Origin of the sequence: Stenotrophomonas maltophilia (assembly GCF_001274595.1) — a bacterium.
GTDB classification, from domain to species: Bacteria; Pseudomonadota; Gammaproteobacteria; order Xanthomonadales; family Xanthomonadaceae; genus Stenotrophomonas; species Stenotrophomonas forensis.
The window spans coordinates 1,769,995-1,781,873 of the sequence record NZ_CP011010.1 but is presented as its reverse complement, the minus strand read 5'-3'; the positions used below and the strand labels follow the sequence as shown (position 1 = coordinate 1,781,873).

At 67.6% G+C, this 11,879-nt stretch carries 11 protein-coding genes; 3 read left to right on the top strand and 8 right to left on the bottom strand.

Translation table 11 applies throughout. The features are described from left to right. The first annotated feature begins 78 nt into the window (after nt 1–78). Nucleotides 79–738, top strand: coding sequence for a bifunctional 4-hydroxy-2-oxoglutarate aldolase/2-dehydro-3-deoxy-phosphogluconate aldolase (gene eda / locus VN11_RS08265; RefSeq protein WP_053449385.1), 660 nt, complete (start codon nt 79–81; stop codon nt 736–738). A 369-nt stretch (nt 739–1,107) separates the two neighbouring features. On the opposite strand, the gene VN11_RS08260 is transcribed toward eda, so the two are convergent. From VN11_RS08260 to ispG, 3 genes are all read right to left on the bottom strand, one after another. Continuing rightward, entirely contained in the window at nt 1,108–1,755 is a 648-nt protein-coding gene (locus VN11_RS08260) for a response regulator (RefSeq protein ID WP_006432784.1), read from the bottom strand. Between the two features lie 200 nt (nt 1,756–1,955). Further along, nucleotides 1,956–2,705, bottom strand: coding sequence for a phosphatase PAP2 family protein (locus tag VN11_RS08255; RefSeq protein ID WP_053449384.1), 750 nt, complete (start codon nt 2,703–2,705; stop codon nt 1,956–1,958). Next, nucleotides 2,686–3,951 (bottom strand): flavodoxin-dependent (E)-4-hydroxy-3-methylbut-2-enyl-diphosphate synthase, encoded by a 1,266-nt coding sequence (gene ispG / locus VN11_RS08250; protein ID WP_053449383.1) that lies wholly within the window; start codon nt 3,949–3,951, stop codon nt 2,686–2,688. Before ispG ends, VN11_RS08255 begins: the two co-directional genes overlap by 20 nt. Nucleotides 3,952–4,065: 114 nt before the next feature. On the opposite strand from ispG, the gene VN11_RS08245 reads away from it, so the two are divergent. After that, nucleotides 4,066–5,292: an ATP-binding protein gene (locus VN11_RS08245; protein WP_053449382.1), complete on the top strand. Its 1,227-nt coding sequence runs from the start codon at nt 4,066–4,068 to the stop codon at nt 5,290–5,292. Beyond that, entirely contained in the window at nt 5,289–5,858 is a 570-nt protein-coding gene (locus tag VN11_RS08240) for a response regulator transcription factor (RefSeq protein ID WP_008265983.1), read from the top strand. Before VN11_RS08245 ends, VN11_RS08240 begins: the two co-directional genes overlap by 4 nt. A 21-nt stretch (nt 5,859–5,879) precedes the next feature. Here VN11_RS08240 and VN11_RS08235 read toward each other — a convergent pair whose 3' ends face one another. From VN11_RS08235 to VN11_RS08215, 5 genes are all read right to left on the bottom strand, one after another. Then, nucleotides 5,880–8,780, bottom strand: a complete 2,901-nt coding sequence (locus VN11_RS08235) for a type 2 lanthipeptide synthetase LanM family protein (RefSeq protein ID WP_053449381.1) — start codon at nt 8,778–8,780, stop codon at nt 5,880–5,882. A gap of 80 nt (nt 8,781–8,860) precedes the next feature. Next, nucleotides 8,861–9,067 carry a DUF6229 family protein gene (locus VN11_RS08230; RefSeq protein ID WP_053449380.1) on the bottom strand — a complete coding sequence of 69 codons (207 nt, stop codon included), beginning with the start codon at nt 9,065–9,067 and terminating at the stop codon, nt 8,861–8,863. A gap of 281 nt (nt 9,068–9,348) precedes the next feature. Further along, nucleotides 9,349–10,863: a glucose-6-phosphate isomerase gene (gene pgi / locus VN11_RS08225; protein WP_053449379.1), complete on the bottom strand. Its 1,515-nt coding sequence runs from the start codon at nt 10,861–10,863 to the stop codon at nt 9,349–9,351. Beyond that, nucleotides 10,860–11,240 carry an aspartate 1-decarboxylase gene (panD, locus tag VN11_RS08220; protein ID WP_008268179.1) on the bottom strand — a complete coding sequence of 127 codons (381 nt, stop codon included), beginning with the start codon at nt 11,238–11,240 and terminating at the stop codon, nt 10,860–10,862. Before panD ends, pgi begins: the two co-directional genes overlap by 4 nt. A gap of 87 nt (nt 11,241–11,327) precedes the next feature. Continuing rightward, nucleotides 11,328–11,825 (bottom strand): hypothetical protein, encoded by a 498-nt coding sequence (locus VN11_RS08215; protein ID WP_053449378.1) that lies wholly within the window; start codon nt 11,823–11,825, stop codon nt 11,328–11,330. Nucleotides 11,826–11,879 lie beyond the last annotated feature (54 nt).

Below are 11,879 nucleotides of genomic sequence, written 5' to 3'. Positions count from 1 at the left end.
AGTTTCCGGCGCCGATACGCCGCGAAGTGATCACTGAAAATCAAATTCAAACGCAGAAGCAAAGGCAGAAGCAGAGCTATGGGTATCGAACAACATCAGGTGAAGGCGGCGGAGCTGTTGCATGCGGCGGGCATCCTGCCGGTGGTGACGATTCATACGCTGGACCAGGCGCGTGCGGTGAGTGCGGCGCTGCTGGAAGGGGGCTTGCCGGCGATCGAGCTGACCCTGCGTACGCCGGTGGCGATGGAAGCGCTGGCGATGCTCAAGCGCGAGCTGCCCGATGTGGTGGTGGGCGCGGGCACGGTGCTGACCGTGCAGCAGATGCAGCAGTCCATCGATGCGGGTGCGGATTTCCTGGTGACCCCGGGTACGCCGCCGGCACTGGCCGATGCGCTGGCCGCCGCCCCGCTGCCGGTGGTGCCGGGTGCGGCGACGCCGACCGAGCTGCTGTCGCTGTATGCGCGCGGCTTCCGCGTGTGCAAGCTATTCCCGGCCACGGCCGTGGGCGGGCTGGCGATGATCAAGGGCCTGGCCGGCCCGGTCGCCGATCTCAAGCTGTGCCCGACCGGTGGCATCACCGAGAACACCGCCGCCGAATACCTCGAGCAGAAGAACGTGGTCTGCATCGGTGGTTCGTGGATGGTACCGGGCAACTGGATCGCCGACGGCGAATGGGACAAGGTCCGCGCCAGCGCCGCCGACGCGGCGAAGATCATCAAGCGCGTGCGCGGCCACTGAGCCCGACAAAGGTGTAGAGCCGAGCCCACGCTCGGCTCTGCAAGACCAACCTCCCGAGCGCGCACAGCGCGCGACCCGCTCCTGCTCTTCCCTCTTCATTCCGCGGTGAATGCCCCGGAAACTGTCCGGGGTCGGGCAGGTTGGGTTCGCGGGGGTGTGAGCCGCATGGGCCCGAGGCATGCCTCGGGCGGGTTGGGCACGACGCCCAACCCCGGTCTTGCCGTGCGCGCAGGACAGCGCACACGAGCAAGCGGCGACCAAGCCCCCATGGATGGGTTCACGGCGTCCCCCGCGAACCCAACCTGCCCGGCCAAGCTGCCAATGTCAGCGGCAATACACCGCGAGGGGCTCAGCCGTTGGCCGAAACCCTCACAACGGCCGTGCCGGATCCACCAGCCCGTACTGGCTCGCCATGCGCGCCAGCGCGATGTTGTCGTGGATCCCCATCTTCTCGAACAACCGCGCCTTGTGCGTGTTCACCGTCTTCGCGCTCAGGCTCAGGCGCCGCGCGATGTCTTCCTGGCGCAGGCCCTGGGTCAGCAGCAGCGCCACTTCCAGCTCGCGCGGCGACAGGCTGTCGAACGGCGAGCCGTTGCCCTCCACCGTCGACAGCGCCAGGTTCTGCGCGATGCTGGTGCCCAGGTAGCGACGACCGGCCGCCACGTCGCGCACCGCACGCAGCAGCTCCTGCGCATCGCAGCCCTTTCCGATGTAGCCGGCGGCACCGGCTTCAAGCAGGCGCTTCGGCAGCGGGCCGTCTTCCAGCACCGACACGATCACCACGCGGGTATTGCGGTGGCTGCGGACAATGCGCTCGGTCACTTCCATGCCACTGACACCCGGCAGGTGCAGATCGCACAGCACCACGTCCGGCAGCAGCTGGCGCACTTCACGCAGCGCGTCTTCGCCGGTCTCGGCTTCGCCCACCACCTCGATGTCGGTTTCCCCCGACAGAATCATCTTCATCCCGGTGCGGACCAGTGCGTGGTCATCCACCAGGTAGACTCGAATCGTCATTCACGTACCTCTTCGAATGCGGCCATTGCAGGTCAAGCTAGGCAGGGTGCCGTAACCCTGCAAGCGCGTTCGTAATGCGGCAATGGCAATCTGCCTTGCGCATCACAGTACCGCGCCTGGTGCTTGCCCCCTGTCTTGCAGAACCTGCTGCAACGAAACAACTGATCTATCACGTAGACGTCCCCGAAGGGTCATCCACGTCAAACCCCCTGTGATGATGCTTCGCTGGCCTTCGCTGGCGGCGAGCCGTGACGTCGCCATGGGTGCCGGCGACTGAACATGACCAGATAGCACCCTACCACCCAAACCAGCGCGGCACACCATCCGGCCAGGATATCGGAGGGGTAATGCACCCCCAGATAGACCCGGGACACGCTGACCAGCAGGCTGAACGCCGGGGCCAGCAGCAGCACCGGCCAGCGCCAGCGGGTGTTCCAGGCCAGCAGTACCAGGGTCACCGCCAGGGTCATCGACCCCATCGCATGGCCACTGGGGAAACTGAACGTCGATTCCGGCGCGATCGATTCCCACAGGCTGGGGCGTTGGCGCTGGAAGAAGTGCTTGCTGCCCATGTTCAGCAGCGCCGAGCCGACGAAGCTGACGCCGACGAAGGTGGCCTCACGCCAGCGCCGGTAGCCCAGCAGCACGCCGATGATCAGCACATCGGCCGGGATCAGGAACCACTCGTAGCCCAGCCTGGAGATGAGCACGAAGAAGCGGTCCAGCAGCGGCGAATGCAGGCCATGCATCTGCCACAGCAGGGGGGCATCGAAATGGAACGATTCAAATTCGTGCACTTCATCGGCCAGCGCGACGAAACCGGCCAACGGCAGCAGCACGCCACCGAACAGCAGCAGAAGGCGCCAGGCGTTGCGCGCCATCCAGTGGCGGAAACCGGAGGCTGACTCCGGTGCAGCGAGGATCGCAGGCTTATCCGGCGCTTCGGACATAGTTGTGTTCGACGTAATCGTCGATCAGGGCGACGAACTCCTGGGCAATGTTGTCGCCACGCAGGGTCACCTTCTTCTCGCCATCGACGAAGACCGGCGCCGCCGGCGTCTCACCGGTACCCGGCAGGGAGATGCCGATGTTGGCGTGGCGCGACTCACCGGGCCCGTTGACGATGCAGCCCATCACCGCCAGGGTCATGTTCTCCGCCCCCGGGTGGTGGATCTTCCACAGCGGCATCTTCTCGCGCACGTGGTTCTGCACCACCTTGGCCAGTTCCTGGAAGAATTCGGACGTGGTGCGACCGCAGCCCGGGCAGGCCGTGACCAGCGGGGTGAAGGCGCGCTGGCCGGTGGTCTGCAGCAGTTCCTGGGCGACGATCACTTCCTGCGTACGCGACTGGCCCGGTTCCGGGGTCAGCGAAATGCGGATGGTGTCACCGATACCTTCCTGCAGCAGCACGCTCAGCGCCGCCGACGACGCGACGATGCCCTTGCTGCCGATGCCGGCCTCGGTCAGGCCCAGGTGCAGGGCGAAGTCGGAACGCTGGGCCAGGTCGCGGTACACCGCGATCAGCTCCTGCACGCCACTGACCTTGGCCGACAACACGATGCGATCGCGCGGCAGGCCGAGTTCCACCGCCTGCTCGGCCGAATCCAGCGCCGAACGGATCAGCGCCTCGCGCAGCACGCGGCCGGCATCCCAGGGCTGTTCGCGCAGGTTGTTCTCGTCCATCAGCTTCGCCGCCAGGGCCTGGTCCAGCGAGCCCCAGTTGGCGCCGATGCGCACCGGCTTGTTGTAGCGGATCGCAAACTCGATCAGCTGGGCGAACTGCAGGTCCTTCTTCTTGCCGAAGCCGACGTTGCCCGGGTTGATACGGTACTTGGCCAGTGCTTCGGCACAGGCGGGCTCGGCAGTCAGCAGCTGGTGGCCGTTGTAATGGAAGTCACCGATCAGCGGTACGTCGATGCCCATCATCGCCAGCTTGTCGACGATACGCGGAATCGCCGCAGCGGCTTCAACGGTGTTGACGGTCAACCGCACCATTTCCGAACCGGCACGCCACAACGCGGCCACCTGCTTCACGCTGGAGGCCACGTCGGAGGTGTCGGTGTTGGTCATCGACTGCACCACCACCGGCTTGCCTCCGCCTACGGTGACCCCGCCGATCTGCACGGCATGGGTCTGGCGGCGCGGCCAGGAGGTGGCATCGGAGGGCGGAGTCGGGCGGGTGACGGCGTCGTGCATGGGCGCATTCTACCGCCCGCCCCCGCATTCCGGGTGACTCGCATTCAGCCGGCGGCACGGCTGCGGCCTATTGTCGCAGGCACGCCCGCCCGCGAACGCATACGATGGGCATGAATGACCGGTCCCGACGCTCCGTTTCTCCGTACCCTGTGCAGCCTGCGCTGGCTTGCCGTGGGCGGCCAGGCCGCGACCATCCTGGTGGCCACCTGGGTGCTGGGCCTGCCGTTGCCGCAGCTGCCGTTGTGGGCCGGCGTGGCGGTGCTGGCCCTGTTCAACGTCTACACCCAGTTGCGCCCGGAGGCAGCTGACACCGCGCCGCTGACCGCCTTCGGCCACATCCTGGTGGACGTGATCATCCTGACCTGGATGGTGGGCTGGAGCGGCGGCATGGCCAACCCGTTCAGCTCGCTGTTCCTGATCCTGATCGCACTGGCCGCATTCGCCCTTCCCCTGCGCTGGGCGCTGGCGGTCGCACTGGCCTGCCTGCTCGGCTACGCCAGCAGCGGCATCTTCGGGCAGCCCCTGCCGGACGGCTACTTCCGCGCACAGGACCTCAACCGCTGGGGCGTGGTGGCCAACTTCCTGATCTCCGCCGCGGTGGTGCTGGCGTTCTCGACCCGGCTGGCATTGGCACTGCGCCAGCGCGAGCTGGAGCTGTCGGCGCTGCGCGAGCGCTTCGCACGCAACGAAGGCATCGTCGCCCTGGCCACCCATGCCGCCTCGGTGGCGCATGAACTGAATACCCCGCTGGCGACGATGACCCTGCTCGCCGACGACGTTGCCGAGCGCAGCGAAGAGCCGGAAGTGCGCGAGGACATGGAAACCCTGCGCGAGCTGCTGGTGCAGTGCCGGGAGCGCGTGCTGGCGCTGGCTGCTCCGGCCTCGGCCGACGCACCGGGCCGCAGCCACTCCAGCGCCCAGCAGGTGCTGGAGCAATGGCGCCTGGTGCGGCCGACCATCGACCTGCACCGCAACGACGATGCGCCGCTGCGGCTGCCACTCGACCCGGGCGTGGGCCATCTGCTGATGGTCCTGCTCAACAACGCCGCCGATGCCGGCGAGAAGGCCGGCCGGCCGCGCGTGGACCTGGACCTGCGCATCGAAGGCGACGACCTGATCGGCGAAGTCCGCGACTACGGCCACGGCTTCGATGCCCGCGCCGCCGTGCTGCCGGGCAAGCTGTTCGGCAGCAGCAAGAGCGAGGGCATGGGCGTCGGCCTGGCCCTGTCCCATGCCACCATCGAACGCCTCGACGGCGAGATGTGGATGCGCCCGGCCCAGGGGGCCGGCAGCCGCGTCGGCTTCCGCCTGCCGCTGGCCCCACGCGAGGACACCCCATGAGCCTTCACCACTCCACCCTGGGCCTGCTGGTCGACGACGACGAGCTGTACCTGCGCACCCTGCAGCGCAGCCTGGCCCGCAAGGGGCTTGAAACGCAGACCGCACAGGATGCCGCCAGCGCGCTGGCACTGGCCCGCCAGCATCCGCCAGCGTTCGCGCTGATCGACCTGAAGCTGGGCAGCGATTCGGGCCTGGCCCTGATCCAGCCGCTGCGCGCCCTGCGTGCCGACATGCGGATCCTGCTGGTGACCGGCTACGCCAGCATCGCTACCGCGGTGGAAGCCATCAAGCTCGGTGCCGACGACTACCTGCCCAAGCCGGCGACCGTACCGATGATCCTGCGCGCATTGGGCGAGGAAGACGACGGCCCGGCCGACGATGGCGAAATGGAAGTGCCCGACGCGATGACGCCGATCAGCCGCCTGCAGTGGGAACACATCCAGCAGGCGATGCACGAGACCGGTGGCAATGTCTCGGCAGCCGCGCGCCTGCTCGGCATGCACCGGCGCTCGCTGCAGCGCAAGCTGGCCAAGCGGCCGAGCCCGGAACGCGACCCGACCCGTTGACCGCCGCGGGACGTTCCCGGCTCAGGCCTCCGCCAGCGCCGCCGGCACGGCCTGCCCGCTGCTGAATCGTGGCTCCATTGCGCCCGCCCGCGCCGACGCCGTCTCCTGCAGCAGCGGCGACGGCAGCACGCAGGCCGGATGCATGCGCAGGAATCCATAGATCGCGCCGGCCAGCCCGATCATCAGGCCCGGGGTGAAGGCCGCACGGGTCAACCCGCCGACCATGCCCTGGTGCTCCTCGATCGAAGACACGATCTCGATGGCTGCATCATCCCGCGCATAGGGGCAGCCCTCCGGGTCCAGCGCGGCGGCCAGCACCAGCAGCTCGCGGGTCGACACGTCGCCGTGGCACAGGGTATGGCTGAAACCCCATTTGCCGCGTGCATCGGCCACCGCCCGGCGCATGTCGCGCAACTGCGCCGGGTCGCCGGTACGCGCATACAGGTCGGCGGCCGCCAGTCCGATGCCGACGCTGCCATGGCACCAGGTGGGGAAGTTCTTCTGCCCGTCCTGCAGATGGATGTCGCGCCAGTGCCCGGTATGCGGCTCGAACAATGCCGCCTGGAACGCGAAGGCCTCTTCTGCCAGTTGCCGCCAGGCGGCGCGCTCTGCCGCACTGCCCGCCTGCGAACGTGCCAGCCGTGCCAGCGCCCACCCCATGCCCATCGCACCATGGCCAAAGCCACCGATCGGCTCCCGGAACTGCGGCGTCGGCCAGCGCGCACCGTCAGCATCGACGATCGCCGCATCCTGCATCCGTCGTCCCGCTGCGGCCGCCAGATCCAGCCAGCGCGCGCTGCCAGTGGCCTCGGCCAGCGCCAGCAGCGGCAGGATCATGCCGGACACGCCATCAATCAGTTCGAACTTCACCGGCCCCTGGAAACCACGGCGTTCGGCGGCTTCCGCGCAGTGCTCTGCCAACGCCAGCAGTGCCGGCCGCTGCAACAGATCGTGCAACGCCAGCAGGGTCCAGATCTGCGAACCGGTGCCGACGAATCCACCATCGATCTCGGCGGGATGGCGCTCGCACATGGTCTGGAACACTGCGATGGCGCCGTCGATGGCTGGCTCCAGGCCGGCCACCGGATCTGCACGCCCCTGCTCTGCTTCACGGCGGTAAGCCGCCAGCGCGAAGGCAATGCCCCCCAGGCCGAAGTACAGGTCGGGCTGCACCGGTTGAACCGTCCAGCCGCTACGGGTCACCTCGGGGGTGATCCAGGTCATCGAACCGTCCTCGCCGTGCACGGCCAGCCGCAGCAGGTTCTCCACCGCCCGCGCTGCGAGTGCGCGTCGACGCGCCTCCAGCGCGTCGGCATGCGGCTGCCGTGCCGCGTAGCTGTAGCCGGAGCGGGCCTCTGCACGTGCCAGCGCATGCTGGTTCAGGTCGGTGGCCACCAGCGTGCTGCGGATGGTCACGTCTTCCAGATCGATGCGCATCGCGCGCCAGTTGGCAACGATCGAATGGATGCGTGGCGCATCCAGCAGCGATGCGAAGATCGGAATGTCTCCGTAGCGCAGGTCATCCACCTCGCCGCGCACGGTATGCAGGTCCGAAGGTGCAGCCGGTGATACCGCCGCGTTCCTTACCAGCAGGTCGACGGCACGTTCGACTGCCTGGGCTTCGTTGTGCAGGGACGCCGGATGCCAGAGCATCCGCCCGAGCTCGGCATAGGCCATGGTCGGCCGCCGCACATCCCGCACCTGGCACCCTTCGAACCCCGCCAGCAACGGCATCAGCTCGCCCTTCGCATCCAGCGCGCGCAGGCGCCCACTGGCGTCGACGAAGCCTTCGCTGATGTGGTCCCAGTACAACGAGACATCCGGCTGCGGGCTCGGATGGTTCTGTGCGATGGCGACTTCCGCCTCGACCAGGCCCAGCCGCGCCGGCGCGGTCCCGTCTTCGATGATCACCGGCACCTGCACCCGTGGCTGCTCGCCCGGCAGCGCGCCGGCGGCGGACAGGTCCACGCCTTCCATGCCGAGACCGGTGGTGCGGAACGGCACGATACCGGTGCGCAGCACGGAATTGCGCATCAGTTTGACGGCCGTGTCGTAGGCATCGCCCAAGCCTGAGGGTTCGACGTCGATGACGCGCGAAAACACACTTTCGGCGTCGACCACCACCGGCACCGGCCCGACTGCAATCAGGTTCTCAAGATGGATGTCGGTACCACCGACCAGGCGCAGGATCGCCAGCCAGTGACCGAGGCCGCGGTAATAGGCACGCAGCTCTTCATCACCGGAACAATAGCGGTGCGCGGCGAATGCGGCCCAGCCGTGGCTGCCACGATCCACCACGCGGGGCACGCGTACCCGGTCCGCGCCTTCGCCAAAGACTGCGGCAAGCAGGCCATCGAGCGTGGCATCGATGCGCAGCGAGCGCGGCTTGTACATCAGCGTGCCGCCGTCGAACTGCAGCCGCGCCACGGTGCGGCCGCCGCCATGCAGGTCACCCCGCCCCAGCGAGACGGCACGCAACGCGCCTGCCGGCCGGTCGAGCAACTCCGTCAACAGCGCGCGATCACTGCCGATGCGCGCGGCCAGCTCAACCACGGCCGCACATTGCCCTTCGAGCATGCGCGACAGCCGCGGCAACAGCACCGGGTAGCGTCGCTGCAGATGCTCCTGGAAGCCCTCGCTGGTGGCGAGCGCCATGAATTCATCCAGCGCCCCGGCGCTGTCAAGCGGGCCGATGTCACCGCCGCGCGCGGCGGCATGCAGTTCAAGCAGCAGCACGCGATTGAGCTTGAGCTGGGCATGCTCACGAAGCGCCGCATCGCCTTGCTCGTGCAGCAGCGCGCGTTCGTCCGGCCGCAGGTCGAGAACGGGGTCATGCAGGCCAGCCGCCAACGCGGCGCGCGCATCGGCAAGGAAATGTTCGGTGATGCGCGCAAACGCGGCCGCAGCCGGAGAAGCGGTCATTACGCCCCCTGCAAAGTGTCCAGAGTCTGTTCCAGTGGCCGGCACGCAGCGCAAGCCGCTACGTGCCGGCTCGGGCTACATCAACAGCACAGGCAGTGATTGACCACCGACATCGTGGTGGTGCACTCGGTACCACCACCGGTGATCAGGGTGTCGGAGGCCGCCGTGAGCGCGGACTCGGTGGCCGCAGCGCCATAGATGAACAGCGAACCGGCGGGGTTGGCGCACCCATCCACATCGTCCGAGCCGTTGAGCCAGCCGGACACAACATCGTCATTCAGATCCATTCGCAATCTCCTGTCATTCACAACATGAGGCGTTGAGAACGTGGATCGATTCCACGTTCCTTCGGATACGGCCAGTCCCTGGCATCAACTTCATGCTGCGAGCGATACTGGATGACAGGTACTGCCGCCCGTGCACACTGCATCGGCATTCGATGCGGCGTCAAGCTGCGCTGCGGCAGGCACGCGGATGCACGGCACGCGCAACACGGAAGGGCGCGTGCATGGCCGGGATGTGAGATGCAGGGATGGCCGGCCGGTGGCCGGCACCTCCAGGGACAGGCTCAGCGCTTCAGCTGCGCAAGAATCTCGCGGGTCATCGGATCGGCGATCGCCACGTCCTCACCCTGCAACGCCGGCAGCAGGCCACTGGCCAGCTGCTTGCCCAGCTCGACACCGAACTGGTCGAAGGCGTTGATGTTCCAGATCACCGATTGCACGTACACGGCGTGCTCGTACATCGAGATCAGCGCACCCAATGCCTGCGGGGTAAGTGCATCAAGCAGGATCAGCGTGCTCGGACGGCCGCCCGGGTAATCGCGGTGCGGATCGTCGCTGCCCTGGCCATTGGCCAGCGCCTCGGTCTGCGCCAGCAGGTTGGCCAGCAGGGCCTGATGATTGATCGTGTAGGGATCATCGTTATGCACGCAGCCGATGAAATCGGCCGGCACGATGCTGGTGCCCTGGTGCAGCGCCTGGAAGAAGCTGTGCTGCACATCGGTGCCCGCTCCGCCCCACCACACCGGAACGGTGTCGGTGGTGACCGGCTGTCCATCGCGCTGCACGCGCTTGCCCAGGCTCTCCATCACCAGCTGCTGCAGGTAGGCCGGCAGCAGCGCCAGGCGCTGGTCGTAGGTCATCACCGCATGCGTGGCACAGCCCAGCAGGTTGCGGTTCCAGATGTCGGTCAGGCCGTGCAGCACCGGCAGGTTGCGCTCCAGCGGCGCGTCCAGCGCATGCGCATCCATCTGCGCCGCGCCTTCCAGCAGCTGCTCGAAACGCTCGAAGCCGATCGCCAGCGCGATCGGGAAACCGACCGCCGACCACAGCGAATAACGGCCCCCCACCCAGTCCCACATCGGCAGCACGCGATCGGCAGCGATCGCGAACGCCTTGGCGGCACGTTCCGGATTGGCGCTGACGGCATACAGGCGCTCGCTGCCACCGAGCCAGTCGTGCAGGATCTGGCCGTTGAGCAGGGTTTCCTGGGTACCGAAGGTCTTGGAGATGAGGATGCCGGCGGTCTTGGCCGGATCCAGCGTGGCCAGCGTGCGCTGCATCGCGGCGCCGTCCACGTTCGACACGAAATGCACGCGCAGGCGCGCGCCGCTGACCGGGCGCAGCGCATCGGCCACCAGGCGCGGGCCGAGATCGGAACCGCCGATGCCGACGCTGACCACGTCGGTCACGCCGCTGTCTTCCAGCGCGCGCACCAGCACGCCCATGCGCTGGCGGATTCCGCGCGCAGTGGCATAGGCCTCGGCCGCCACCGGCGCATCGACCACATCGCCACGCAGTGCGGTATGCAGCGCAGCGCGGCCTTCGGTCAGGTTGACCTGCTCGCCACGGAACAGGCGGTTGATGGCACCGCCGACATCACGGTCGGCGGCCAGTGCCAGCAACGCCTGCAGCGCCGCGGCATCGTATTTCTGCCGGGCGAAGTTGACATACAACGGACCGACCCGCAGCGCCAGGTCCTGTACGCGGCCGGGTTCGGCGGCGAGCAGGCCGGGAATGCTTGCGCCCTTCAGGCGCTGGGCGTGGGAATGCAGCGAGTCGAATCCGTTGTTCGTTGTCATGCGGCCTGGGTCGGGATCGTGTCGTTGGTGTGGGTGATCTGGTTGCTGCCATCAACGTACACCAGCTTCGGCTTGAAGCTGTCGGCTTCCTGCTCGGTCATGCTGGCGAACGCGGCGATGATGATGATGTCACCGACCTGCACGTGGCGCGCGGCGCCACCGTTGAGCGAGACAACGCCGCTGCCGGCTTCGGCGCGGATGGCATAGGTCGAGAAGCGCGCACCGTTGGTCACGTCCCAGATGTGCACCTGCTCGAACTCGCGGATGCCGGTGGCAGCCAGCAGGTTGTCGTCGATGGCGATCGAGCCTTCGTAGTTCAGCTCGGAATGGGTGACGGTGGCGCGGTGGATCTTGGTCTTGAGCAGGGACAGGTGCATGGGGGCGCTGCAACGGCAAAGGAAAGAGCGGATTCTAGCACCCGCTTGGGCGTCGTCAGGGGCCTGCGGCAGGACGCTGAAGGCCGTTCAGGCGTCCTCGCCCGGCGGGGCTGCCGGGATCGCACTGGCGGTGCCACCCATGGACAGGCGGAACACGGTGTGGAAGGCCAGCCCGGCGACCCCGCCGAAGCCCCCTGCAGCCAGCACCAGCAGGCCATAGCCAACCACATCGAAGGTGTCGACGTAACGCAGGCGCTGCAGCAGCGGACCGCTGTCCTCACCCGGCCAGGTACAGATGGCCATGACCAGCGCCGCCAGCCCGAAGCCGACCCACACGAAGCGGCCCCGGCGCAGGCGACACTGAGACTGCTGGAACAGCGCCATCGGCAACAGCACGGCAATGGCACCGCAGGCGGCCAGCACGAACATCAGTCCGCCGCCGTTGAGCGCCGGTAGCGGTGTGCGCCTGAATTCGAGTGCGAACAACAGTCCGCCCACCAGCTGGGCCGGCAGCATGCCCGCAGCCAGCACCGCCAGGATCGAGGCTTGGGCAAGGCGGCCGGTATCAGTGGCAGGAATCTTCATGTGCTGTCTCCCGTCCGTGGGAAGGTGGGAGGCGCCCGTTGCGGGCGCCCCGGA